This is a genomic window from Amycolatopsis sp. NBRC 101858, from assembly GCF_030269325.1.
Lineage (GTDB): Bacteria > Actinomycetota > Actinomycetes > Mycobacteriales > Pseudonocardiaceae > Amycolatopsis > Amycolatopsis ponsaeliensis.
Genome location: NZ_BSTD01000007.1, coordinates 1 through 25,399 on the forward strand (window position 1 = coordinate 1; position 25,399 = coordinate 25,399).

At 70.4% G+C, this 25,399-nt stretch carries 21 protein-coding genes; 9 read left to right on the forward strand and 12 right to left on the reverse strand.

Translation table 11 applies throughout. The features are described 5' to 3' along the window. Nucleotides 1-223 (forward strand): hypothetical protein (locus QSK39_RS43415; protein WP_285483652.1); only part of this gene is annotated, 223 nt, incomplete at its 5' end. 307 nt (nucleotides 224-530) lie between these two features. Continuing rightward, on the forward strand, nucleotides 531-791 hold the full coding sequence (locus QSK39_RS43420; protein WP_285483653.1) for a DUF3040 domain-containing protein: 261 nt from the start codon (nucleotides 531-533) through the stop codon (nucleotides 789-791). A 22-nt stretch (nucleotides 792-813) separates the two neighbouring features. Here QSK39_RS43420 and QSK39_RS43425 read toward each other — a convergent pair whose 3' ends face one another. The 3 genes from QSK39_RS43425 to QSK39_RS43435 form a co-directional block, all read right to left on the reverse strand. Beyond that, nucleotides 814-1,173 carry a YciI family protein gene (locus QSK39_RS43425; protein WP_285483654.1) on the reverse strand — a complete coding sequence of 120 codons (360 nt, stop codon included), beginning with the start codon at nucleotides 1,171-1,173 and terminating at the stop codon, nucleotides 814-816. A gap of 75 nt (nucleotides 1,174-1,248) precedes the next feature. Then, on the reverse strand, nucleotides 1,249-1,746 hold the full coding sequence (locus tag QSK39_RS43430; protein ID WP_285483655.1) for a hypothetical protein: 498 nt from the start codon (nucleotides 1,744-1,746) through the stop codon (nucleotides 1,249-1,251). Next, entirely contained in the window at nucleotides 1,743-2,015 is a 273-nt protein-coding gene (locus QSK39_RS43435; protein WP_285483656.1) for a hypothetical protein, read from the reverse strand. The genes QSK39_RS43430 and QSK39_RS43435 overlap by 4 nt, the downstream gene beginning before the upstream one ends. 199 nt (nucleotides 2,016-2,214) lie before the next feature. Between QSK39_RS43435 and QSK39_RS43440 the strand changes: the two genes are divergently transcribed. Further along, a complete protein-coding gene (locus tag QSK39_RS43440; protein ID WP_285483657.1) occupies nucleotides 2,215-6,120 on the forward strand; it encodes a glycoside hydrolase family 2 TIM barrel-domain containing protein in 3,906 nt (1,301 codons plus the stop codon). Between the two features lie 82 nt (nucleotides 6,121-6,202). Here the strand turns inward: QSK39_RS43440 and QSK39_RS43445 are convergent, their stop codons facing one another. Next, entirely contained in the window at nucleotides 6,203-6,769 is a 567-nt protein-coding gene (locus tag QSK39_RS43445) for a DM13 domain-containing protein (protein WP_285483658.1), read from the reverse strand. Nucleotides 6,770-6,849: 80 nt separating this feature from the next. Next, complete coding sequence (locus tag QSK39_RS43450) at nucleotides 6,850-7,785, reverse strand: universal stress protein (protein WP_285483659.1); 936 nt, start codon at nucleotides 7,783-7,785, stop codon at nucleotides 6,850-6,852. A gap of 151 nt (nucleotides 7,786-7,936) precedes the next feature. Between QSK39_RS43450 and QSK39_RS43455 the strand changes: the two genes are divergently transcribed. Together QSK39_RS43455 and QSK39_RS43460 are read left to right on the forward strand one after the other, a co-directional pair. After that, nucleotides 7,937-9,148 carry an alpha/beta hydrolase gene (locus QSK39_RS43455; RefSeq protein ID WP_285483660.1) on the forward strand — a complete coding sequence of 404 codons (1,212 nt, stop codon included), beginning with the start codon at nucleotides 7,937-7,939 and terminating at the stop codon, nucleotides 9,146-9,148. A 9-nt stretch (nucleotides 9,149-9,157) separates the two neighbouring features. Continuing rightward, a complete protein-coding gene (locus QSK39_RS43460; protein ID WP_285483661.1) occupies nucleotides 9,158-10,372 on the forward strand; it encodes an alpha/beta hydrolase in 1,215 nt (404 codons plus the stop codon). Nucleotides 10,373-10,388: 16 nt separating this feature from the next. Here QSK39_RS43460 and QSK39_RS43465 read toward each other — a convergent pair whose 3' ends face one another. From QSK39_RS43465 to QSK39_RS43480, 4 genes are all read right to left on the reverse strand, one after another. Beyond that, nucleotides 10,389-11,687, reverse strand: coding sequence for an FAD-dependent monooxygenase (locus tag QSK39_RS43465; protein ID WP_285483662.1), 1,299 nt, complete (start codon nucleotides 11,685-11,687; stop codon nucleotides 10,389-10,391). A gap of 23 nt (nucleotides 11,688-11,710) precedes the next feature. Further along, nucleotides 11,711-13,594 (reverse strand): fatty acid--CoA ligase FadD11, encoded by a 1,884-nt coding sequence (gene fadD11 / locus QSK39_RS43470; RefSeq protein WP_285483663.1) that lies wholly within the window; start codon nucleotides 13,592-13,594, stop codon nucleotides 11,711-11,713. A 56-nt stretch (nucleotides 13,595-13,650) separates the two neighbouring features. Beyond that, nucleotides 13,651-15,999 (reverse strand): Hint domain-containing protein, encoded by a 2,349-nt coding sequence (locus tag QSK39_RS43475; RefSeq protein WP_285483664.1) that lies wholly within the window; start codon nucleotides 15,997-15,999, stop codon nucleotides 13,651-13,653. A gap of 82 nt (nucleotides 16,000-16,081) precedes the next feature. After that, on the reverse strand, nucleotides 16,082-18,532 hold the full coding sequence (locus tag QSK39_RS43480; protein ID WP_285483665.1) for a hypothetical protein: 2,451 nt from the start codon (nucleotides 18,530-18,532) through the stop codon (nucleotides 16,082-16,084). Between the two features lie 359 nt (nucleotides 18,533-18,891). On the opposite strand from QSK39_RS43480, the gene QSK39_RS43485 reads away from it, so the two are divergent. Beyond that, nucleotides 18,892-19,332, forward strand: a complete 441-nt coding sequence (locus QSK39_RS43485) for a DUF6292 family protein (RefSeq protein WP_285483666.1) — start codon at nucleotides 18,892-18,894, stop codon at nucleotides 19,330-19,332. 31 nt (nucleotides 19,333-19,363) lie between these two features. Here the strand turns inward: QSK39_RS43485 and QSK39_RS43490 are convergent, their stop codons facing one another. Continuing rightward, complete coding sequence (locus QSK39_RS43490) at nucleotides 19,364-20,518, reverse strand: permease (RefSeq protein WP_285483667.1); 1,155 nt, start codon at nucleotides 20,516-20,518, stop codon at nucleotides 19,364-19,366. A gap of 291 nt (nucleotides 20,519-20,809) precedes the next feature. Here QSK39_RS43490 and QSK39_RS43495 point away from each other — a divergent pair, with 291 nt between their 5' ends. Next, the gene (locus tag QSK39_RS43495; RefSeq protein ID WP_285483668.1) at nucleotides 20,810-21,673 is read left to right on the forward strand and encodes a formate/nitrite transporter family protein; all 864 of its coding nucleotides are present in this window, start codon (nucleotides 20,810-20,812) and stop codon (nucleotides 21,671-21,673) included. Between the two features lie 34 nt (nucleotides 21,674-21,707). On the opposite strand, the gene QSK39_RS43500 is transcribed toward QSK39_RS43495, so the two are convergent. Both QSK39_RS43500 and QSK39_RS43505 read right to left on the reverse strand, forming a co-directional pair. Beyond that, nucleotides 21,708-22,310: a DUF4142 domain-containing protein gene (locus tag QSK39_RS43500; protein ID WP_285483669.1), complete on the reverse strand. Its 603-nt coding sequence runs from the start codon at nucleotides 22,308-22,310 to the stop codon at nucleotides 21,708-21,710. Nucleotides 22,311-22,633: 323 nt separating this feature from the next. Beyond that, nucleotides 22,634-23,248 (reverse strand): TetR/AcrR family transcriptional regulator, encoded by a 615-nt coding sequence (locus QSK39_RS43505; protein ID WP_285483670.1) that lies wholly within the window; start codon nucleotides 23,246-23,248, stop codon nucleotides 22,634-22,636. A gap of 83 nt (nucleotides 23,249-23,331) precedes the next feature. Here QSK39_RS43505 and QSK39_RS43510 point away from each other — a divergent pair, with 83 nt between their 5' ends. Together QSK39_RS43510 and QSK39_RS43515 are read left to right on the forward strand one after the other, a co-directional pair. Then, nucleotides 23,332-24,183, forward strand: coding sequence for an SDR family oxidoreductase (locus QSK39_RS43510; RefSeq protein WP_285483671.1), 852 nt, complete (start codon nucleotides 23,332-23,334; stop codon nucleotides 24,181-24,183). A 345-nt stretch (nucleotides 24,184-24,528) separates the two neighbouring features. Continuing rightward, the gene (locus QSK39_RS43515) at nucleotides 24,529-25,395 is read left to right on the forward strand and encodes an SAM-dependent methyltransferase (RefSeq protein WP_285483672.1); all 867 of its coding nucleotides are present in this window, start codon (nucleotides 24,529-24,531) and stop codon (nucleotides 25,393-25,395) included. Nucleotides 25,396-25,399 lie beyond the last annotated feature (4 nt).

Genomic DNA, 25,399 nt, shown 5'->3' on the forward strand with positions numbered 1-25,399 from the left:
GCAGGGCCGTCACCACGGCAGCTGGAAGCACGAGGGCACGAAGTCGGCCACCACGGTGACCTCGGGCAACTCGGGTGACACCGGCGCCACCGGCTCGACCGGCGACGCCTGGAACACCAGCACCACCCACGGCGGGAACTCCGGCTGGGCGGGCAACGGGGGCGACGCCGCGGTCATCGCCACGGGCTGGAACACCGTCGCGCACACCCCGCACACCGTCTGACGGTTTCGCGGGACAACTGAACACGGAGTGGGGCACCAGGTTTGATCCTGGTGCCCCACTCCCGTTTCGCGGCGTGTCCGGGCGGCGCTGGCCTCCACTGCGGATCATTACGCGAGCGCGCAGCTTCCCCAGCCCGCCAGGCGGGTGGTCGAGTCAGCCGAGCGAACCTGACCGCCACGCCGGCAGACGACCCACGGGCGCGGCGCGCGGGTAACACCTTCGGGTGACTTGCCTCCGGTCGGGTGAAGAAGCCCGTGCGGATGGGCATTCCTCTCCGTTGCGACTTCGTGCGGCGAGAGAGGTGCCCATGTTTCCCGAGGACGAACGGCGCGCGCTCGAGCGGATCGAAGCAGAGCTCTCGGCCACCGATCCTGCCCTCGCCGACCGGTTCTGCCGGCGACCCGACAAGTGGCGATGGTTCTTCGTGCTGCTCGCGGTCACCGGCGTATGCGCGCTCGTCGTGGGACTTCTCGTGGGCAGCGGAAGCCTGACAGTCGTGGGAATCCTGACAATCGGCGTGCTCGCCGTCGAGTACGTTTCCCGGCGGCCGCGCACGCCTCACGGGTGACCTCGGTCCCCGGCGATCAGGGTCAGGCTTCGAACCCCGCCAGCGGCCGCACCTCGATCGGCACGCCGATCGCGGCCGTCACCCGGCCGGCCCACTCCAGGGCAGCGTCGAGGTCCGCGGCCTCGACGAGGTAAAAGCCGCCGAGGTGCTCCTTGCCTTCGGCGAAGGGACCGTCGGTGACCAGCACCTCGCCGTCGGACTCGCGCACCACCCGCGCCGCGCCGGGTTCGCCCAGCCGGGCGCTGAAGAGCCAGCTCCCGGTCGACTTCAGGTCCTTCTCGACCTCGCCGAGGAGGTGCATCGACCGACGCATCTCCTCCTCGGTGGGCGGTTCACGGACTTCGCCGTCGACACCGTGCACGGACAGCAAGAACCGGGCCATGACCTCACTCCTCCCGACGGACGTCCGCCGCCGCTCATCCTCGATACGAACGAGCGTGCTCCGGATCGACAGGCGTCACCGAGCCATTTTCGCCGATGGCCTACTCGGCGAGGTCACCCCGGGCGCACTCGCCGTGATCGTCGACAGGCCCGCGTTCAGCAGCCGGATCGCCTGCGCCCGGGTCCAGCCGGTCGCCTCGACGATCTCGGACACCGACCAGCCCTGCCGGACCGCGGACCGGACCGCGAACTGCTGGCGCGGTGGCAGGAGCGCGAGCTCGTCCAGCAGGACCGCGTCGGCCAGGGCCTCGTCGACGACCTTGGCCGCACGTCGGCGCACCAGCTCGGACCGCACCGCCCGGACGACGCGCATCCGCACCAGCCGCGCGTCGGCAGCGCGCTCGGGCGGCTGGCCGGGCTGCACCGCGGGGACGTGGCGAGCACACAGCCGCGCCGCGGACCGCCGTGACACCCCGGCCCGGAGCGCGGCCCCGTACACCAGCGCGACCAACCGGCCGGTGCTGGAGTCTTCCGACCGAGCGGCCGGTTCCGACGGCCCCGCCACCGCGGTCATCGATCGGCTCCGGCGCGCGCGAGAGCGCCGGTCCCGCTCACCCGGACCTCCGGGACCGAACGCGAGTCCGCCCCGAACACCTCGTGCACCAGGGAGGTGACCTCGTGGGCGGCCACCTCGCACCGGGAGACGTCCAGCACGACCGTCCCCCGGCACAGCGAGCGAGCGACCTCCAGCTCGACCCGCAAGGCCGCGGCGTCATGCGTCCTCCAGCGCCCGGTCATGACGATCTCGATCATCCCGTCGGAAACCCGCACCCTGGTCGCCACCGGCCCCGCCTCTCGTTCCCACCGCCACCGAGCGGTCGCGGGTACCCGGTTGATCGAACTCGCACACGCTCGCGAACGCACATCGGGCTTGCTTTCAAACAAGAATCAACATACTTCCGTTGGTTTCTGATCAACAGTGTTGACTCGGTCAAGGTGAAAACGCGACGCTGTAGGCCGTCGAGGAACGGGGTGGTTCACGATGTCCCAGGTTTCGCCCGATCCGGCCGCACGCCGCGCGGGGTTCAGCCGTCGCAGGTTCCTGGAGGGAAGCGCCGCGCTCCTGGGGACACTCGCCCTGCCCGCCATGATGCCCTGCCCGGCCGCGGCGGCGAGCACACTCGACGCTCCGCCCAACGGCTTCCCCGAGTGGAACAACAACATCGGCATCTTCGAGATCGGCACCGAGCCACCCCACGCCACGCTCATGCCGCACGCCGACCTCGGCGATGCGCTCGCCGGCGACCGCACCCGTTCGCCCTTCCGGTTCGATCTCGACGGCGACTGGAAGTTCCAGCACGCCGACCGCCCCGACGCGCGCGATCCCGACTTCCACCGCGAAGACGTCGACGACAGGTCGTGGGCCACGATGCCCGTGCCGTCGAACTGGCAGCTGCACGGCTACGACTTCCCGATCTACGTCAACATCACCTACCCCTGGTGGGGCGCCAACGGGCAGAACGAGAACGCCCAGCCTCCCTTCGCCCCGACGCGGTTCAACCCGGTCGGCCAGTACCGGCGGAGCTTCCGCGTCCCGCCGGGCTGGGCGGGCCGGCGCACGTTCCTGCACTTCGAAGGCGTCAAGTCGGCGTTCTACCTGTGGATCAACGGCACGCTGATCGGCTACCGCGAAGACTCCTACACGCCCAGCGAGTTCGACATCACCGAACATCTCCGGCCGGGAACCAACCGGATCGCCGTCGAGGTCTACCGCTTCCCCGACGGCGACTGGATGGAAGACCAGGACATGATCCGCCTGGCCGGCATCTTCCGCTCGGTCTACCTGTTCTCGACACCGGCGGTGCACCTGCGCGACTTCCGCCTCGACACGCGGCTGCGCGACGGCTACACCAACGCCGACCTCGCCGTCACCGCCCACGTCCGCGACTACAGCGGGACGGACAAGCGCACCTACACCGTGGAGACCCAGCTCTACGACGCGGACCGGCGGCCGGTCTGGCCGCGTACGTTGAGCCAGCGGGTCGACCTCGGCTCGGCGGCCGCCGGGCAGGACGTCACGGTGAGCGCGGCCCAAGGCGTGCGCGCGCCGAAGCTCTGGTCGGCGGAGCGGCCCGATCTCTACACAGCGGTGCTCCTGCTGCGCGACCCGGCCGGGAAGGTCGTCGAAACCCTCTCGGCCCGCGTCGGCTTCCGCGAATTCAGGCTCGCCGACGGGCTGATGCGCATCAACGGGCAGCCGGTGACACTGCGCGGCACCAACCGCCACGAGATGCACCCCGGCCACGGCGCCGCGCTCACCCGCGCCGACCTCGTCGAGGACGTCGGGCTGATGAAGCGCCTCAACATCAACGCTGTCCGCACTTCCCACTACCCCAACAACCCCACCTGGTACGAGCTGGCCGACGAATACGGTCTGTATGTCGTGGATGAAACCAACCTCGAGACGCACGGGGTCCGCGACAGCTACCCTGGCTCGAACCCGGACTGGACCACCGCGGTCGTCGCCCGGGCCCAGCGGATGGTGCATCGCGACAAGAACCACCCGTCCGTGGTCATCTGGTCGCTGGGCAACGAAGCCGGCGCGGGCAGCAACTTCGTCGCCATGCGCGACTGGATCCGCTCTTACGACACGACCCGCGTGGTCCAGTACGAGGGCGACAACCGGCCCGAGGTCAGCGACATCCGCTCGCAGATGTACGAAACCCCTTCCCGGATCAGGGAACGCGCCCTCGACCCGACTGACGCCAGGCCGTACATCATGATCGAGTACGCCCACGCGATGGGGAACTCGAACGGGAACCTCAAGGAGTACTGGGACATCATCCGCGCGCACCCGATCCTGCAGGGCGGGTTCATCTGGGACTTCGTGGACCAGGGACTGCACTGGCCGACCCCGCCGCGCAAGCTGCTCGCCGAAACCGGGCCCGAAGCCCTGGCCGCCGAGCTCGCGCCCGCCGCGAAGTTCGACCGCGCCCAAGGCGTCTCGGGCGGCGCGGTGTTCGCCTCCTCGGAAAGCCTCGAGCTGACCGGTTCGCTGACGCTGGAAGCCTGGGTCACCCCGGCTGCGGTGGGCGGGCACCAGCCGATCGTCGCCAAGGGCGACCACCAGTACTCACTCAAGCTCTCCGAGAACAGTCTCGAGTTCTTCATCTACGCCGGCGGCTGGATCGCGGCCACCGCTGCCCTGCCCGCGGACTGGACGGGGAAGGAACACCACGTGGCCGGCGTCTTCGACGACGCGGCGAACACGCTCACGCTCTACCTCGACGGTGAAGCCGTGGCCACCACCGGCACCGACCGCGCGCCGGAGAGCACCGCGGTCCAGCTCGCGCTCGGCACGGACGCCGAAAACCCCGAGCGCGTGTTCAGCGGGTTCATCCGCGCCGCCCACGTGTACGCGCGCGGGCTCAGCGCCGCGGAGCTCGCGACCGCGACACGCGACCCGCGTGATCCGGCTCTCCGGTTCTGGTTCGACGCGGCCACCGCGACCTACACCGAGCAACAACCCGCGGAGCGGACCTTTCTCGCCTACGGCGGCGACTGGGGTGACAACCCCAACGACGGGAACTTCTGCGCCAACGGCATCGTCACCGCCGACCGCCGGTCGGGCGGGAAGGCCACCGAGGTCAAGCACGTCTACCAGTCGATCAACGTCACCGCGGGCCCCGACGTCGCCTCGGGCCGCGTGACCATCACGAACGAGAACCTCTTCACCAACGTCGACTCCTACGACGGCAGCTGGGAACTCGTCGCCGACGGCAAAGTCGTGCAGCGAGGGCAGCTCACGCGCGCGCAGCTCGACGTCCCGCCCCGGTCGAGCCGGACGATCACCGTGCCGTTCCGCCGGCCGGCCCGCCTCGAACCAGGAGCCGAGTACTTCCTCCGCCTGTCCTTCACCACCCGGACGCGCACGGCCTGGGCCGACCGCGGCTACGAAGTGGCCAAGCAGCAGCTGCCGGTCGACTTCGGCAGCCCCGCGGTGCAGCCGGTGCCGCTGACGCGGGTGCCGGCCGTCACCGTCGGGGACACCGACCAGGCCGTCACGGTCACCGGCGACGGGTTCACCGTGACCATCGCCAAGGACACCGGTGTCATCACCTCCTACGAGGCTCGCGGGGTGCGGCTCGTGACGGCGGGGCCCGCCCCGAACTTCTGGCGGGCGCCCACCGACAACGACATCGGCAACGGGCAGCCGAGCCGCAACGCGACCTGGCGGCACGCGGGCAGCCGCCGCCACGTCACCGGCGTCACCGTGCGGCCCCTCGCCGGCAAGGCCGCCGTGGTGACCGTCAGCGGCACCCTGCCGACATCGGTCCCCTCGACCTACACCACCACGTACACGATCTTCGGCAACGCCGAGATCAAGGTGGACACCACGCTGCACCCCGGGTCGCCGACCCTGCCCTACATCCCCGAAATCGGCACGATCCTGCTCCTGCCGGGCGAATTCGACACCCTCGACTACTACGGCCGCGGGCCCGAGGAGAACCACTGGGACCGCAACACGGGCTCCGACGTCGGCCGGTACTCCTCGACGGTGGCCGGGCAGTGGACCGAGTACATCCGACCGCAGGAAAACGGCACCAAGACCGAGGTGCGGTGGGTCGCGCTGACCAACCGGCGCGGCGTCGGCCTCCTCGCGAGCGGCGAGCCGCTGCTGGAGGTCAACGCGTCACACTTCACGCCGGAGGACCTGTCGGTCGGCGCGCGGCACAGCTACCAGCTCACTCCTCGTCAGGAGGTGGTGCTGCGCTTGAACCACAAGCAGATGGGTGTCGGCGGCGACAACAGCTGGGGCGCGCAGACGCACGACGAATACAAGCTGTTCGCCGACCGCGACTACAGCTACACCTATCGGCTGCGCCCGCTCCCCCGGCGGGACCAGGCAATGGCGCTCAGCCGCCGGCCCACGGCGACGTCGCCGTAGAGGGAGGGGAACCGGCGGGTTGGCTCTTACCGGCACCCGCACCGGCCGTGACGGGCAGGCCGGTGCGGGTGTGCTGCGCCCGTCAGGCGGGCCGGCTCGTCAATTCGGCGGCACCGAAGGACACGTCGAAGCGGTCGCACCAGATGCTGACACTGGTGTAGCCGGCCAGATCGGTACCCGCCGGGAGGGTGTAGTTCTGGTTTCCCTTGTTGCCTTTGAGCTTTCCGGCGTCGAGGTACTTGCCGTCGTCGAAGACGTCCCAGCCGTCCTTGCCCGGCCGCACCGGCGCGTCGGTGAGCCAGACGTGGACGTCGGGGCCGCTGCTGGTGGCCAGGTCTTCCAGGCGCAGTACGAGTGATCCGTCGGCCGCGCGCAACACCCGGACCGTCCCGGTGGTCCGGTGCTCGTGGCTGATCAGGGTGCCCGCCGCGACCTCGACCGGCGCGACCGGTTGCGCGGCCGTCGATCGAGTCACCGGCGCAGCAGGCTGCGACACCGATGCGGCGGCCGGAAGGCTTTCCTGCACCGTCTCGTCCACCCACAGCCGCCACGGCTGGAACCAGTACAGACCCGCCGCGACCGCGACCAGGCCCGTCACCAAGACGCCGATCAGCCAGGACCGGGCGCGCCGGCGGGTCGTGCCGTTCATCTCGTCTCCTCTATCGTTCGCGATGCCCTATTCAACGGGACGAATCGCCCACCTGTGCTCCAGGCGCGGTTACCGATCTCTTACGGCCGACCGCTGTTGTCGAGCTCGCGCAGCACAGCGACCGGGCACCCTGCTCGCTGGAGCACCTGGTGGCTGACCGAGCCGAGCACCGCGCGGCGTACCGGTCCGCGCCCATGGCTGCCCACGACGAGCAACGCCGCGTCCTCGGCCTGCGCCAGCAGTACGTCCGCGGGCCGCCCCTCCGGCTCGAGACGGTCGACCGGAACCTCCGGATAGCGGTCACGCCAGTCCGCCAGCTGCGACGACACCAGGGCGTCCGCCGTGGCTCGCAGACCGCCCTCGCCGCCCGGCCCGGACAGGACCGGCTCGAGCACCGGGTCCAGCAAGCTGTCCGTCCACGCATGCACCACACCCACCCGGTACCCGTGCCGGGCCGCGAAGTCGAGCGCGAATCCCATGGCCCGGCGGCTGGTGGGGGTGCCGTCGATACCCACCACGACCCGCTCGGCAGCGGAACGCCGGGCGGTACCACGGACGACGACGGCGGGCCGGTGCGTCGTGCGCACCAGCTCCGAAGCCGTCGAGCCCAGCAGGGCCCGCTCCACCGCGCCGGCCCCCGAAGCTCCGATGACCACCAGTTCGGCGTCGATCTCGTCGGCGACCGTGGCCAGCGCGAGCGCCGGATGCCCGTCGGTCACCACCGCGCCGACGTCGACTCCGGGGTTCGCGCGCCGGATCTCGGCGACGCCCCGGTCGAGCTGGGCTTGCACCGCCGACCGGACCTGACCGCCATCGTCAGGCAGCACCGACACCGCGGCCGGCGTCGGCACGGGCATCGGCGGCCACTGCCACTCGAACGCCCGCACGACCACGAGCGGGCGCCCTCGAGCCTCCGCCTCCCGCGCAGCCCACGTCGTCGCGGCCGTTGACTCATCGGAGGCGTCGAACCCGACCACGACCGCCTTGCCCGCCAACACTTCCCGAGAACTCGTCACCTTGACCTCCTTCGTCGGTACCTGTCCGAAAGGACTGCGTTCCCGCGCACGCGCACCGCCCACACCCCGCCGCCGGGATCGCAAGCTGATCGTCAGGTTGCCACGGCATTCGGTGGCCGTTTCGAGACGCGAGAAGCAGTAAGCTGCCTCGGTGGGCTCGGTGACGTACCACTTCGGTGAATTCGATCTGGATCCGAGCCTATGCCGGCTCGGCAACGGCGGGAGGCCGATCAACGTCGAACCACGGGCGCTTGCCCTGCTCTGCTATCTGGTGGAGCACCGCGACCGGTTGGTGCCGAAGAAGGAACTCCTCGATGCGGTGTGGGGCAGCGATTTCGTCAGCGACGCCGCCGTCACCACCGGGCTGCGCACGGCCCGGCTGGCGATCGGCGACACCGGCCGCCGCCAGCAGTTCATCCGCACCACGCACGGGCGGGGCTACCAATTCGTCGCCCCGGTGACGGTGACGCCGCAGGAAACCACGGAAGCGGCGACGACCGCGTCGACCCGCGACACCATCCGGTTCTGCCGGACGCCGGACGGCACCCGCATCGCGTGGGCCGTGACCGGCGCCGGGCCACCCCTGGTGAAGACCGCGAACTGGCTGAGCCGGCTGGACATGGAACGGGCCACGCCGCTCTTCGCCCACTGGTTCGAGGGCCTGACGCGCGGCCGGCGACTGATCCGGTACGACGGGCGAGGATCCGGCCTGTCCGACTGGACCTCGGGCTTCACCGCCGCCGAGTGGATCGAAGACATCGACGCCGTGGCCGACGCCGCGGGGCTGGACCGCTTCCCGCTGCTCGGCGTCGCCCAGGGCGGTCCCCTGGCGGTGGCCTACGCGGCGAGCAGGCCGGAACGAGTGAGCCGGCTGGTGTTGAGTGCGGCCTACGCTCGCGGTCGGCTGGCCCGGGCGCACGACGCGGCCGAACGCGCCGAAGCCGACCTCGACCTCAAGCTCACGCTCGCCGGCTGGGCAGCCCAAGACCGCAGCTACCAACGGTTCCTCGGTGCCCAGTTCCTCGCCGCGAGCCCGCCGGAGCGATGGGACGAGTTCACCGCCTACCAGCGGCAGACGGTGTCGGTGGCCAACGGAGCACGCTTCCTCGAAGCGCAGTCCCGGATGGACGTCGCGGACCTCGCCCGCCGGATCACCTGCCCGACGCTGATCGTGCACTCGCGGGACGACCCCCGCGTCCCGATCTCGCAAGCGGCCGAACTCGCCGAGCTCATCCCCGACAGCCGGCTGGTCCTGCTCGACGGCCGCAGCCACCTGCTCACCGCCGACGAGCCGGCCTGGCCCCGGTTCCTCCAGGAGCTGTATGCCTTCCTGGCCGAGGAGGACTCCGGCCGGGGCCGCTAGGCTGCCGCGATGACCGGGGAGGCGTTCCGTTTCGGGGACCACGAATTGGACGTCGCCGGTCACCGGCTCCGGCGGGGCGGGGAGCCGGTCCACGTGGAGCCGCGAGCCTTCGACCTGCTGTGCCACCTGGTGACGCACCGGGATCGGGTGGTGCCGAAGACCGAGCTGCTCGACGAGGTCTGGGGCGACCGGTTCGTCAGCGAGGCCGCGCTCACGACGGCGTTGCGCACCGCCCGGCGGGCGATCGGGGACACCGGGGTGCGGCAGCGGCTGATCCGCACCGTGCACCGGCGGGGCTACCAGTTCGTCGCCCCGGTCACGGAGGTCCGCCGCGCACCCGAAACCGCACCCGAGTTCGAGGCGGCCGGAGAACGAACTCTCCCGGACAGCCAGGTGATCCGGTTCTGCCAGGCCGTCGACGGCACCCGGATCGCCTACGCCGCCATCGGCACCGGCCCGCCGCTGCTGAAGGCCGCGAACTGGATGACCCACCTCGATCTCGAGCGGTCGACTCCGGTGTGGTCGCACTGGCTCGACGGGCTCGCCCGCGACCGCAGGCTGATCCGCTACGACGAGCGGGGTTGCGGCCTGTCGGACTGGGATGTGCCCAGCTGCACGTTCGACGATTGGGTCGACGACCTGGACACCATGGTCGAGGCGGTCGGGCTCGACCGGTTCCCGCTGCTGGGCGTCTCCCAGGGCGGCGCGGTGGCCGTGGCTTATGCCGCACGCCGGCCCGAGCGGGTCAGCCGGCTGGTCCTGGCCGGGGCCTACGCGCGGGGACGGCAGGTCCGCGCCCGCGACGACGCCGAACGCGAGGCTGCGGCCATCGACCTGGAACTGGCCCGCGTGGGGTGGAGCCACCAGGATCCCCGGTTCCTGCAGGTGTTCGCCTCCCAGTTCCTGCCGGACGGCACCACGCGGGACTGGGCGGACTTCACGACGTTCCAGCGGCAGACGACCTCTCCGGCCAACGGCGTCCGGTTCCTCGACGAGTTCGCCCGGATCGACGTTTCCGGCATCGCCCACCGGGTCACCTGCCCGACCCTGATCCTGCACTCCCGCGACGACGCACGGGTCCCTGCGTCGCAGGCCGGTGAGCTGGCCGCGCTGATCCCCGACAGCAGGCTGGTCCTGCTCGACAGCCGCAACCACCTGCTCACGGCCACCGAACCGGCCTGGCCGGAGTTCCTCGCCCGCATCGACGCCTTCCTGGCCGAATAATCGGCTCCGGCGCGGATCAGCCGGGTGGAGTCTGCCCCGACGCGATCCGCAGGATCATCACCGGTGTCAGCAGGGTTTCCGGCCGGGCGAGCAGGTTCTGCACGCGCTGGGCCCGGTGCGCCACCGAGGCCGAGGCGCGGGCCGCGCGGCTCACCCGGTCCAGACCGCGGTTGACGAGGTCGGTTCCGGGCGGCCGGGTTCCGCTGATCCGGGGATCGGCGAAGTCGGCCCAGGCCGCCAGCTTCCACGGCGTGGCGACCACCTGACCGGCGGCCCGGTAGAAGACGCGGGCCAGGTCCGGGGCGAGCGGACCGTGGCGGACGAGGGCCCGGTCGAGTTCCCGGGCCTGCAGTGCCGCCGAGGTCATCCCCTGCCGGTAACGGGGATTGAGGCTGCAGATCGCGTCGCCCAGCACGAGGAATCCCGCCGGCGGCCGCTTCAGCCGCTCCACGTGGCGACGCAGGCTCGTGGGGGTCCGGTGGGTCAGGATCGGTGCCCGCCCTTCGGCCTTGGCCAGGACTGCGGCGATCAGGGGTGACGGCAGGGACCGGGCGAAGTCCTCGAACGCCGCCGGTTCGGCTGGCACGTCGTCGTGCCACGAGCAGAGGGTGACGATCCACTCGCCGGGCCCCGCCGGCACCACGGTGCCGGTCCGGTGACCGGGTGCCTGCTCGGCGGCCACGACGGCCGGGGCCCCGTCGAGATCGCCTGGCCGCCGTGGCACCACTCGCGTCCAGCAAGCCGAGTCGTTGCGCACGACCGAAACGCCGGGGACGGAAAACCCTTGTTCGGCCTGCTGGGCCAAGAAGCGGTCGTGGCGCCCGGTACACGCGACGACCAGGTCGGCCCGGTGTGCCGTACCGGCCACCCGGACGCCGACCACCCGCCCGCCCTCGAAGACCAAGCCGTCCACCGCCGTCTCGTCCACGACCGACACCGTCCTCCGCTGCCGCAGCAGACGTGCGCGAACCGCTCCCTCCAGCGCTGGCCTGCTCGCGGCCAGCGCGAGGAAGGCCGGATCCGCCGGGAGCCGGAGCCACCCCAGGTCGCCGGCGTCGACCGGGACGGCGCCCCCGGCGACCAGGTCGTCGGCGAGGCCCGGGAACCAGCCGTCCAGCAGCTGCCGGCCGGTGGCGTGCAGAACGTGGGCGTGGCGTCCCTGCGGGACACCGCCGCGTGCCACCGGCTTCCTGGGCAGGCGATCCCGTTCCAGGACCAGCACGCGGTCGACGTGGTCGCTGAGGACGCGGGCGGTCATCAGCCCGGCCATGCCCGCGCCGATGACCACCGCGCTGGTGCCGTGCCGCCGGTGCACGTCCGCCGCCGCTCGATCCCGGGCTACGACGCGGCGGGTTCGAGCACGCCCGCTTCCGGCGAATCGGCGTACAGAGCGTCGATTTCGGCGGCGTACTTCAGTGCGACCGGCTTGCGGCGCAGCTTCGAGGTCAGCGTGAGCTCGTCCCCGCCCGGCTCCCAGAAGACAGGCAGCACCCGGAACCGCTTGATCTGCTCGGTCCGCGACAGCTTGGCATTGCCCTCGCCGATCCCTGCCGTGATCAGGCGAACGATCTCCGCGTCGGCGGCGAGCATCTCGGCGGAGACACCGACGAGACCGCGCCGGGCGGCGTAGGCGGCCGCGGCCTCCTCGCCCAGCACGACCAGTGCGGTGTTGTACGGCCGCCGGTCCCCGATCGTGGCGATGCCCCCGATCAGCGGGCTGGCCGCCTTCATGACGTTCTCGATGCGCGCCGGTGACATGTTCTTGCCGGCGGCGTTGATGATGAGCTCCTTCTTCCGGTCGACCACGGTGAGGTAGCCGTCCTCGTCCACGGTCATCACGTCGCCGGTGTGCAGCCAGCCGTCCTCGTCGACGGCTTCGGCGGTCTTCGCCGGTTCGCCGCGATAGCCCTTCATCACCAGAGGCCCGCGCACCAAGAACTCGCCGTCCGCCGCGATCTTGCCCCGCATCCCGGGCAGCAGCCGCCCCACCGTGCCCAGCCGGTGTTCGGCCGGCGATGCCACCGTGGCGACGCAGCTCAGCTCGGACATGCCCCAGACCTCGCAGATCGGGACCCCCAGCCCGCCGAAGAAGGCCAGCACCTCCTTCGGGATCGGTGCCGCGCCGGAAACCGCCCACCGCAACCGGTCCAGCCCCAGCTTCGCGCGCAGCGCGGACAGCACCCGCTCGTCGGCTTGGGCGTACTCGGCGGCCAGCGGCGCGGGCACCGGCGCACCGGTCAGGTCGGCGTCGGCCTTGCGCCCTGCGACGCCCAGCGCCCACTGCAGCCCCTGCCGACGGGCCTCGTCCTGCTCGGCGGCGACGCTTGCGAGGATGCCCGCCTTGAGCTTCTCCCACACACGGGGCACCGACGCCCAGATGGTGGGCCGGCAGTCCGCCAGCGCCACGCCGATCTGCCGCGCGTCCGGGACCACGGTGATCTGCGTGCCCATCGTCTCTTGGAAGTACAACGCGGCCACCCGGTCGGCGATGTGCGCACTGGGGAGGAAGGACGTGGTCCGGTCGCCGAACCGCACCGGCAGGACCTCGGCGACGGCGTAGACCTCGAACAGCAGGTTCTCGTGGGTCATCTCGACGCCCTTGGGCTCGCCGGTCGTACCCGAGGTGTAGATCAGCGTCAGCACGTCCTCCGGGCGCACCGCCCGCCACGCCGCCTCGAAGTCGAAGCCCGGCGAGCCGCCGCGGACCAGGTCCTCGACGCTGACCGTGCCTTCGGGTGCGCCGTCGACGCACACGATGTGCTCGACGGCGGCGCCCGACTGCCGGATCCGCTCGACGTACTGCGCCTCGCACAGCACGACCTTGGCCCGGGCGTTGGACAGCACGTGGGCCAGCTGGTCGGCGGGCAGCGTGTTGTACACCGAGAAGGACGTCGCACCCAGGTGCTGCGCCCCGACCTCCAGCGGGTAGAACTCGACCCGGTTGGCCATCATCAGCGCGACGGTGTCCCCCCGACCGACCCCCAGCGCGCTCAGCCCGGCGGCCGCCGCGCGAACCTCGGCCGCGTACTCCCGCCAGGTCAGCGTGTGGGTGCCGCCGACGGTGCGCAGCGCGACCGCGTGCGGCTCGACGGTCGCGATCCGTTGGAACGCCTGGCAAAACGTCCGGGGTCTCTCCTCGGTGATCGCCGGCCGGGGCTCCGGGCGGCTGCCGGGCCCGGCGGTTCCGGCGACTGTCGCGGCGGTGCCGCTGAGCGTGCTCATTGGTCGATTCACTCCAGTGTTTCGGCTCCCCCGGATCGGGGAGCGGGACCGTACGATCATCCGGCCGGACGCGTGGCCGGCGCTTGGTCGAGGTCTGAGGGTTCCCTGAGGGAGTTTTGAGAGCCGGGCTTCCGGGCCGGGGCGGCCAGTCCGGCCAGGATCGGTTCGACCATGGCGGCGCCGACCGCGTTCGCGTAGGCGCGTGCGGTGGTCTCGGTCCATCGGCCGCTGCCGGTGAGCTCCCCGGAGGCGGTGTCCGGGTCGAGCCGCCGCGTATCGAAGCGGACGGTGCCCACGACCACGCCCCTCGCATCGCGCAACGGCGCCGACTGCAACGTCAGTGCCGCGCTGCCGATGGCTTCGGGCACCTCGGCGGACAGCACGGGGATGGTCGCGCCTTCCGCGGTCACCGTGAAGGACAGGTCCCCCGGACCACCGGCCTCGGCCGTGTCCAGGTGAATGATCTGGTCGAAATAGCGGTGGAAGCGTGTGTTGGCCCGGCCGCGCCGGTCCCACAGCGAGGTCGTCGCGGCGGAGCGCCGGTCCGTCACCGTGACGTCCAGCCGGATCCCCTGGTCCGGGCCGAGCGGGCTGTCCGGCGTCAGCACGATGTCGAACACCGTCACGGCGGTGATCTCACCGGCCGGGACCGGCGCGGTACGCCAGCCGAGTGCGACCACCGAGGCCAGCCATTGGCCGACCGCGCCCAGCGTGGTGTCGAAGAGGCTCGCGCCCACCGCGGCCGTTTCCGCCGGGACGTTCCCGAGGCCGCGGTGGAGGCGGTCGATGCGGCTTTCGAGCGGTATCCGGGCCTCGGCCGTGCCGAACGAGGGTGTCGTGGCGAGGGCCCGGGTGAGCGCGTCGTGGACGATGCCGGTGCCGAACCGGTTGACGGTGTCGACGATCCGGGTGTGCCAGCCCGGCTCGTCCGGGTGGCCCGCTCCCAGCAGGCCTTCGGTGACCGCGGCGACGGCTTCCGCCGCCGGACCCGCGTCCTCGAACCGGGGGTGCTCGGGGGTCACGAGGTGGAAGCTCTTGCCGTCCCCGGCCCAGAACTCCGGCGCGACACCGGGTTTCGTGACGAGGCGCAGGTCGTACAGGTAGGTGCCGGCGTCGGCGTGCGGCACCTCCTCGACTCCGGAGACCGTCACGCCGGCCGGTGACCGGCGGCCGGAAACGTCGCGGTGCTCGATGAGGCTGCCGGTCCGCAGGGTGCCGATCCCGTGCTCGCTGAGGGTCGGCACGTCCCACGCGAGCGCGGCCGGCGTCACGGCCAGCAGTTCGGGACCGGTGCCGGCCTTGTCCGCGTTCACGAACGGATGCGTGCCGGTGAACACCGGGCCGCCGCCGGTCAGGCGGTACAGCGGGCGGCCGGCGTGCAGGGGCTTCGCGACGTAGGCGACGGTGGCGGTGCCGTCGCGGGTCAGCACGGCGTCGCCCGGCCGGACGTCCCGGATCGGGACGGCGCGCCCGGTCCCGTCGAGAACCGTGGTGTCGCCGGTGAAGCACGAACCGCCGGGCACCCGCCGGTAGGGCGCGCCCGGCTGGCCGTGAGCGGTGAACTCGAAGCAGTTGCCGTTGGGCGTCGAGATCGGGGTGGCGGACGAACCGATCGGCTGGTTCACGGTGCTCGCGGCGATCGGGCCCGCACAGGCGCCGATGATGTCGGCGACGTCGACGGCCGGCTTGTCCCGCAGTTCCTCGGCGTACGAACGCCAGCCTTCCTGGGCGACCGAACGAGGGACCGGCAGCCCCGCGGCGGCCAGTTCGCCGATCAACATGTCGACCTCGGCGTCGGTGGCGCCGAGTGCGATGTACTTGGCGTACTGGTTGAACAGCTCCCAGTCCGGGCTGGTCCACATGCCGGCCTGGTACCACAGCTGCCAGGTGAGCACGTTGTCCAGCAGCAGGTCGTGGAACTGCTGCTTCGCGGTCGCCGGATTCACCTGCCCCAGCAGTGCGGAAAGGGGCTCAAACGTCGCGGTGAGGACGTCCACGTAGGCACGCGCGGACCGTGCGGCGAGGATGGCGTTGAACGACGCCACGTCGGTGGTGATCTTGTCGCTCAGCATCTGCCCCCGGATGCTGCTGCCGCGTTCCTCGATCGCCTGGCACAGCACCGCCACGGAGAAGTCGCGCCACCACGACGATCCGAGGCCCGTCGCGTCGGTCGTCGCCGACAGCGGATCGGCTTTCCACCGGGGGAAGAACACGCTGCGGAACGTCGGCCCCGTACCGATCAGCTGGGACATCCTGCCGGGCAACGCGCTCTGCAGCTTGTTGACGTACAACGCGTGGAGGCGCCGGCCGGCGCTGTAGTCGGGGGTCAGGTTGACCAGGCGCGACAAGATCGGGTCGGTGGTTCCCGCCAGCGCGATGGCCGGCGGGGGCACGGGGATGAGCATTCTTCTCCAGAGGTCTGGTGGTGCCTGGCCGGCGGTGGCGCCGGGCCGGCCGTGCTTCCGCACGGCCGGCCCGGCCTCCCCGTCACGCCGAGGCGTAGCCCTTGGCCACCATCGGACCGGTGACGAACTCGGTGATCGGGTCCGCCGGCGGCTTCGGCGGGTCGATCAGGTTCCAGATGAGCTGAACGAGCACGATGATCACGCCGATCGCGGCCACGGCGAGGCCGACCGGCCCGGCCCAGGCGAAGCTCATCAGCTCGAAGCCGAGCGCGGCGACGGTCGCCAGCGCGAAGAAGGTGTTGAGCGCTTCGAACACGATTTCGCGCTTGACGCCCGACTCGATCGCGTCGGCCAGCATGAACGCCGACAGGACCACCCCGCACAGGGCCATCGCCGGCCCGAGCCGCCTGGCCAGGAACTTCGCCGAGTTGTCGCCGAACACCGCCACGAAGACCGTCCCGATCCTGCCTTCGGGGATGATCTCGCCACCGGCCTTGAACCACGTTGACACCTCGCCGGCGAAGACGCGGAACGCACCGCCTTCACCGGCTTCCGCGAACTCCTGCAGGAAGCGGCCCACCTTGGTGGACAGCAGCTTCTGGATGCTCTTGACCGCCAGTCCCAAGGCCATGACGCCGAGGCCGATCTTCGTGGTGACGGACGTGGGGGTCACCGGACTGTCGTCGTCCTTGACGATGGTGTAGATCAGGAACCCCGCTGCCGCGCCGTAGAGCAGCGGGCTCAAGACCCGGGTGGCCTTGCCCGTCCTCGTCAGCTCGTTCCAGGCGTTGAGCTGTGTTCCCTCGAGGTGCTCGCCGATGGCGCCGTGCAGGTTCGCGTCGCCGGCGAGCTGCTGGAGCGTCTTGTTCAGCTCGCGGGCGCTCAGGGCGGCGGCGATGGCGTTCCCCAGCTGAGCACCCGTTTCGGCGGTACTCGCCAGTGTGAGCAGAAGTTCCCGCTGCTCTTCGATCGAAGTCGCCGTGACGTCGTCCACGACGGTTCCGTCGACGACACCCGCGATCGCGTCGCCGATCACCGCCAGCAGGAACGGTGCGATGTCCTCGGACCACTTCGCCTTCGAGTAGCAGACGCCGAGCAAGGCGGCGTAAGCAGTCGTCATGAACTGCGTGCCGTAGTCCTTGTCCGGTGCGAGCACCTGGAGCTTGACGTACCACTCGTACATGCGGGTCTTGACGTTGTCGAACATGCCGCTGGCGATCTGGATCTGCCAGGTGAGCAGGTTGGCCTCGTCGGACAGCCAGGTGAAGTAGTCGAGCGCCCACTTCTCGGGGTCGTCGTCCAGGTAGGGCTTCATGCCCGGGACGCTGTCGCGGTACCCCTCGATGTAGAGGGCATTGCTCACGTCCTGGTACGCCGGGCCGGTGAGCTCGCTCTGGCCCATGTCCTTCCAGGCGGCTTCCATGTTGGCTTCCTGCACTCGCTTGAGCAGGTCCTTGTACGCGGCGCTGGCACCGAAGTTGTCGTAGAGCATCTGGCCGGTGCCCAGGACGGCGTTGTCGGCGAAGAACTGCTTGGACGAGTCGAAGACGTGCTGCACGCCGGCGGGCACGCTGTAGGCGTGGCCGTAGATGCCGTCGATCCACTTCCGGTCGAGGGCGTTGACCAGGCACTTGTTGAAATAGCCGCCGCAGGTGGTCTGGGCGTGGTCGACCGTGTACGGGTTCCCGTCGGGGTCGGTGACGACCTGGATGGACGAGATGTTGTCCAGGTCCTGCAAGGACATCGTGGCGGTGGGCGCGGCGCCGGACAGCGCGGCGGCGCGGGAGCCGCGAGCCGCGGCGGCCGCTTTCACCTGCGGCAGCGGCTCGGTGCTGCCGCGCCACGTGTAGACGGTGCCCTCGCCGTCGTCGAAGGTGCCGGCGAACGAGCGGCTGCCGGAGGCCAGGACGATCGCGAAGGAGTCCGGCCGGAAGGCACCGCTGAACTCCGGGGGCATCTCGAGGGTCGTTTCCCCCTTGGGCCGGTCGACCTTGGTGACGCGGACGCGGTCGCTGACGTCGTCGGTACCCAGCAGGTAGGTGACCGTCAGGATCCCCTCGACCCACGCGGTCCTGATGGTGAAGTCGTCCCACGGCTCGTTCGGCGCCTCCGGGTCCGTCGCGAGCTGCCGTGACGTGTGGTACACGACCTCGATGCCCGTACCGCGCACAGCCACCGGAGTGCCGTCAGCGGCGGACATCGTGCCGATGAAGCCGTTCCCGTCCTCGGTCAGGTTGAGCCGGGCCCGGAACGCGGGGTTCCCGGCCTTGCCCTTCATGACGAGCGCGTGCGTCGCACCGTGGTACTCGACGGTGTGGACGTGGTCCCCGCCGTGCAGGACCAGGTCGCGCAGTACGACGAGCTGCCCGTCGGGGACCCACCCGTCACCGTCGTGCACCTCGATGTCGTACACGCGGTCGTGCGCGGCACGGCAGTCGCTCAGCTTGAAGGCGACGGGTCTGCCGCTCAGCTTGGGCAGGGCGGCTCGGCTGCCCAGCTTGACGGAACCGGTTCTGTCGCCGGTGACCAGCATGGTCTGAATCCCCTCATCGGTTTTCGGGCTTTTGCCCGGACCGTTCAAGCATCGGACCGGGCGGCCCGGCGGCGCTTGGGGGAACTGTGAGGGTTTCTTGAGGAAGGGGCGCGGGCGTGGAGAGACCGGCTCGTCTCAGCCGCCCTCGGAGAGTCTCGCGCACCGAGCGGGAGGCGGGTGGCCGGCCGAATCGCAAGGTATTCGTCAGGTTCGGCACGTCAGTGGTCCGGCATGCTGGGCGTGCGCAGGGAAGCGGTGCTCCCGCGACCGGTCGCGGATGCCTGGGGCCGGACGGCCGCAGTGCCCGGTGCTGTGCCCGCCGTCGTTCGTTTCGCCATGGCCGGAAGGAGCAAGAGCAGGTGCTGCAGCGCGGACCTCGGTCCTGGGAGGTCGGCCTGGCCGGTTACCTCCGGGCGGTCTGTACCGCGGTCGGCGTGCTTCCGGGCGGTGTCGGCCGGGACCTCGACCCGCCCGTCGCCTATCTCGCGTTGAGCCGGCAGTGCGCACGGCACCCCGAGCGCGGCCTCCTGCTCGTCTGGTCGGCCGAGGCTGGCTGGGAACTGGTGCTCGAACACACCGAACGGCGCCCCGGCGAGACGCTGGCCCGATTCGGGGAACCGCTGGTGCCCGAGCCTGTCGCGGTGGCGCACTTCGTCGACGAGGCCGTGGCAGGACGGCGTGAGGGTGGGCGACCGGCACGCGGCGCCACGTCCGATCTCCACGAGTTGTTGACGGGTTACGCGGTCCTCGTCTTGCCACCGAAGAGCATCCGGGCAGCAGACCCGGACCGCCCTGTTTGAGACGACCTTCGGCTCGCTGAATCGTGACCGGTCACCGCTCGGCGGCCGGCTCCTCGGGCTTCCCGTTCACCATCCGCAGCGTAGGCACCCCGCCGGCGCGGACGAACCGGACGACGAGGACCGCGGCGAGGACCAGGAACGCGATGTTCAGCCACGTCGTGTAGTTCCAGGAAACCCCGCTCTCCAGCACCGCGGCATCCCGCTCTCGCGGGATGAGCCCGGCGACGCCGAAGAGCAGTTCGACCAGGTAACCGGCGGCGACCATCGCGGCGTAGAAGGTGCCGAGCAGCACGAGCGCCATCCTGGCGCCGTAGTACTTCCGATAGATGTTCAGGATCGGCAGGATCAGCAGGTCCGCGAAGAGGAACGCGATGACGCCGCCGAAGCTGATCCCGCCGGTCCACAGCACCGCCGCCAGCGGGACGTTGCCGATCGAGCAGACGAACGACAGGATCGCCACGACCGGCCCGATGAGCGGTCCCCACACCGCGGACAGCACGGGGTCGTCGGTGAAGAACAACGCGTGCCACCACGAGTCCGGCACCCAGGCGCCGACCGCGCCCGCGATCAGCAGCCCGATGAGGACGTCCCGCAGGATGGCAGCCCATTCCATGACGAACACGTGCGCGACCGCGGTGAACCCCTCGCCGGAGAGCAGCCGCGCCGCGAAGGAACCTTCCCGGCGGACGGACATGTCCATCGCGGCGTGGCCCTCCATCGACCCGGCCACGCTGCGCTCGGCCTGCCGCCGGGCGGCGTCGAGCAGCCGGCCACGGACGAACAGCCGGAACAGCACGGCCAGCACCACGATCATGATCGGCCCGCCGACGAACTCGGCGGCGGTGAACTGCCAGCCCAGCAGCAACGCGAGGATGACGCCGAGTTCGACGACGAGGTTGGTCGAGCCGATCTCGAACGCCATCGCGGCGGTGAAGTGCGCGCCTTTGCGGAAGAGCGACCGGGCCAGCGCGACCGCGGCGTAGGAGCACGACGACGAAGCCGCGCCGAGGCCGGACGCCACGGCGAGGGTACGTGGCCGGTCGTCACCGAGCAGCCGCACGATGGTCGACTTGCGCACCACGGCCTGCACAACCGCGGACAACGCGAACCCGAGGATCAGGGCCCACAGGATCTCCCACAGCATCGAGCCGGCCATCCCCAGCGCCCGGCCGATCGCGAGCCACACCTTCGCCCACCTCCGACGTCTCCGTGATTTCAGGCCGCATCAGTGGGTACCTACCCAGGCGGGAGATGCACCGGCCTTTAGGCAACGCCCGGAACTCTACCGGTGCCGATCACCTCCCAGGTCGGATTTGTCGGTTAGCTACAGTCTTGTGTGGACTCACCGCTCCGTTTCGACGGCGTGCGGCCGTGGACACCGGACCGTGACACCGAGGTCACTCCGATATCGCCGGCAACAGTTTGACTGGGCAAGTGATCAACCGATCGCAGGAACCGACCTCCCGCAGGAGCGACTGTGCCCATCCCGCTTCATGAAGCCCTCGACCTCCAGGCGACCGCAGCACGGGAGAAGATCGGCGAGCTGCGCCGGCCGGGTCGCTATCTCGTCAGCTCGGCGTTGGCCGGTGCTTACATCGGCGTGGCGGTGGCGCTGCTGCTGGCCGTCACCGGACCGTTGAACGCCGCACAGTCGCCGTGGACCAAGCTGGTCCAAGGGCTGGTGTTCGGGATCGCTTTGACGGCAGTGGTGTTCGCCGGCGCCGAACTGTCAACCGGCAACATGATGACGATGGTGCAGGGGATGTTCGCGCGTCGCGGCGGCGTGGGCTCGGGGCTCGCGGTGATCGGCGGCTCGTTCGTCGGCAACCTGGTGGGGTCGGTGGCGTTCGCGTGGCTGGTGCACGAAAGCGGGATCCTGCAGACCGGTGCCACGACCGGGCATGCGGCGCCGGCGGCCGCGCTGCTGGCCGCGACGGTCAAGGCGAAGGCTGCCGAGTCGGGCGTGATGCTGTTCTTCCGTGGTGTGCTGTGCAACTTCCTGGTGTGCCTCGCTGTGTGGATGTCGGCGCGGACGAAGTCCGACGGCGCGAAACTCACTTTGATCTTCTGGTGCCTGCTGGCGTTCATCGGCTCCGGCTTCGAGCACGTGGTCGCCAACATGACCGTCTTCTCACTGGGGATGTTCGAGGACGCGCCCGGTGCCACCCTTGGTGCATTCGCGGTCAACCTGGTAGTGGTCGGACTCGGCAATCTGGTCGGCGGCGGCGTGCTCGTCGGTGCGGGGTATGGGTTTCTCGCGCGGTCACGCCGGTCCGGGCCGGCGGCGGCCTCGCCGTCCACGGAGGCGGTGGAGCCCGTGGCTTCGGCTCGCGTGGGGTGAAACCGGCGCGGTCAGCGTGAGAACCGCTGGCCGGTCACTTCGCCGGGGCCACCGCGGCTGCGACATCGGCAAAGGTCTCCGGGGCCACGAGCCCGGTGTCCTCGAGAACCTCCATGTGGTCGAGCACGGTCTGATTGGCCTGCCGGGCGTGTCGCCGGATGAGGTCGTTCTGGGTGCTGGCGCGTACTTCCCCGATGGTCGCGAAGATCTTGCCGTGCGAGGACCGCAGGAGGTTGGCGAAGAGCTTGTCGAATGCGAGGCCTTGGGCGGCGGTCAGCTGCCGGACCCAGCCCTGCTGCTCCGGTGTGGCCTGGTCCGGCAACGGGACGCCGAGGATGTTCGCGTCCTCCCGCACCAGCTGGTCGAGCTTGGAGTGGCCGTCGATCACGTGCAGCCCGGCGCGTTTGACGGCTTCGCTGCTGGCGTGGGTCTGGGCCAGCTTGCCCGCCGGAATTTCCCAGAGCCCGGCTTGGCGGACCTTGACCAGGAAGGTCTTGTCGATCTCGGTCAGTGCCCCCGCGCCCGGCGTGGTCTGGTTCGCGCCCAGCGCGGCTTCGGCGACCGGCCCCACCGGCAACCCCGCGGCGGCACTCTGATCGGCGGCTTGGCTCGCCTGTCCCGTCTCTGTGTGCAACACGGCCACTGCCCCTGCGCCGAGGACGGCGACAAAAGCTGCCCCGATCAGGGTCGTCCGCGCTCGGACGGTGAAAGGCGTTCCACGGCGACGAGGCATGGTGTTTCTCCTTCTGGCGACGGCATCGAGCCGTCAGCGACGAGGACCTCCTGCACCTTGTAGTACGGACCGCAGAGCGCGAACGTTCACATTTGTTGGGGGAAACTTTTGAAAGTGGTTACGTTGCAGGGTGATCCACCGAGGATTCCGCAACCGCCAGTGACACGTTTGTGGTGGTCAAGTGTTGCTGGGAGTAAGAGTCCTGGCACGCGGCCGTTCGACCTGGCTCAGCCGGCCGCGTGGCCGCGGATGTGCGCGATCACGGCGTTCAAGGCGGCTTCCAGAGCACTGGTGCTGCGGTGGGCCTGGGCGAGCAGGAGGCCGCCCTGGACTGCCGCCAGCAGGGCGAGAGCGAGAGCGTCGGCGTCCGTTTCCGGCCGGAGGACGCCGTTGCCGATCATCGCGGCCAAGCCGTCGCGAATCGCGCCGGACCAGGCGCCGAAACCGGCCGCGAGGACGTCGCGGGCCCAGGGATGGTCGTCGGACAGCTCGCTGGACAGGCTGCCCAGTGGACATCCGCCGGCGCCGCCCTGCCGGCGTGCCGCCTCCACCACGACGTCTCGCCACGAGTCGAGGGCAGCCAGGCTGTCGAGGGTGGCCAGCAGGGGTGTCTGGTGCGCCAGGATCGACTCGGACTGGTAGGCGATGACCGCCCTGGTGAGGTCGTCCTTGTCGGCGAAGTAGTGGTAGATCTGCGACGAGCTGACCCCGGCGGCGTCGCGGACCGCGGGCGTGCTGGTGCCGGCCACACCGTGGCGGTACATGAGGTCGGCAGCGGCCGCGACGATCCGGTCCCGGGTCGCGCGCCCCTTCTGCGTGCTCGGCGCGATCTGCGACGTCATCTGCTCACCTATCTCAGATTGGACTTGACGATCCAATCTTAGCGAAGCTACTTTGGATAGATCAATCCATTCTGCGGAATCTCGTGAAGGAGACCACGTTGATCCTGGTCACCGGCGCGACCGGCAAGGTCGGCTCGGAAGCGGTCCGGCAGCTCGCGGCGCAGCACCACCCCGTACGGGCGCTGGTCCGCGATCCGTCCCGCGCACCCCGCGGCGATGTCGAGGTCGCCATCGGCGACTTCGATCACCCCGACACGCTCGACGCCGCGATGCGCGACGTCGACACCGTGCTGCTCGTCAGCCCCGCGGTACCGGCCCAGGAAATGGCGGTCATCGACGCAGCCGTCCGCCACGGAGTGACGCACATCGTCAAGGTCAGCAGCAAAGCCTCGGCCGACTCCCCGGTCGCCCGGCGCCGGGGGCAGGCACGGATCGAGGCCCACCTGGAAGCCACCGGCCTCGCGCACACACTGCTCCGGCCGAACGCCTACCTGCAGAACCTGCTCGCGCTGGCGCCGATGGTCTCCCGGACGCGGAGCTTCCCGATGTCGGCCGGCGACGGCCAGGTCGGCATGATCGACGCGCGGGACGTCGCCGCCGCCGCGACCGCAATCGTGACCGCGCCGAGCGAACACACCGGCCGGACCTACTGGCTGACCGGACCGGAACTGATCACCTACACCGACGTCGCGAAGGAACTCACCGCCGCACTGGGACATCCCGTCGAATACCGCCGGATCACCCCGGCCGAACACCGCGCGGCGATGATCGGCGCAGGCGTCCCCGAGACCGTCGCGGACTCCAACGCCCAGGCGTTCGGCTTGATAGCCGAAGGCGACGCAGCTTGGCTGTCGGACGACGTGAAAGCGCTCACCGGCGAAACACCGTGCAGCCTGCGCACCTTCCTCGCCGAGCACATCGAAGCCTTCTCCTAGCGCGCTGCCGGCCGCGACCGGCCGGCAAGCGCTCGAACCCGTCTCCGCGCAGCAGGCGGCGTACCCTCGGATCGCTTGATGTCATGCGGCCGCCACGTGACTGGAGGAGGACGTCGTGTCCGATCTGCTCGACGCATTGGCTCTCATCGCCGGTTTCGCCGTGCTCGCGACCGCCCTCCGGATGACGCACCGCCGATTCGACCGCGGAGGGCTCCCCGGGACCGCACCGCCTCGGAACACCGCCGGTCCGGCCCTTCACCCGCCGGACGATGATGGGTAGCCTGAGCAGCGGTGTGCCGGGAAGCCTGGTCGGCGTCGTTCAGTCGTCGACACGAGGAGCACGCCATGCCGCAGGGCCCCGACGGAACCGCGCTCGGACCGATGGTCATCGTCGCCACCGACCAGTACGAAGCCTCGCCGCTGGTGGCGGACAGCCTCGCTCGCAGGATGCTTCCCGCCGCCGGCCGGATCACCGTCACGTTGGCTGCCTGGCGACCGCTGCGGAAGGCGCTCGTTTCGGCGACGGAAACGAAGATACCCGGCTTGTGGGCGAGCATGTTGTGCCGCAAGCGGTTCATCGACGACAAGCTGCTTGCCGCCGCCGAAGCGGAAATCGATGCGGTGGTCATCCTGGGTGCCGGCTTCGACACCCGCGCGTACCGGCTTACCGCACTCCGGGGCATTCCGGTCTACGAGGTGGACCTGCCCGAGAACGTCGCCCGCAAGAAAACCGCGCTGCGGAAGGCGTTCGGGAGGACACCCGAGACCGTCACACTGGTTCCCGTCGACTTCGAGACCCAGGATCTGGCCGCGGAGCTCGGCAAGCACGGTTATCGACGTGATCAGCGGACGTTCTTCGTCTGGGAGGCCGTGACCCAGTACCTGACCGAGGCCGCCGTGCGCCGCACCCTGGACACTCTGTCCGCCGCACCGGCCGGCAGCAAGCTGGCGTTCACCTACATCCGCCGGGATTTTCTCGACGGCACGGAGACTTTCGGCGCCCAGGCCGCCTTCGACGAGTTCGTGGTGAAGCGCCGGTTGTGGCATTTCGGGCTGAACCCGGACGAGGTCGGCGCGTTCCTGGCCGAATACGGCTGGCAGGTGGTCGAACAGTGCGGCCCGGCCGAGTTCACCGACCGCTACGTTCGCCCGAGCGGGCGCGAGCTGCCCGTGTCGGACGTCGAACGATCCGTCTACGCCGGACGTCGCTGATCCC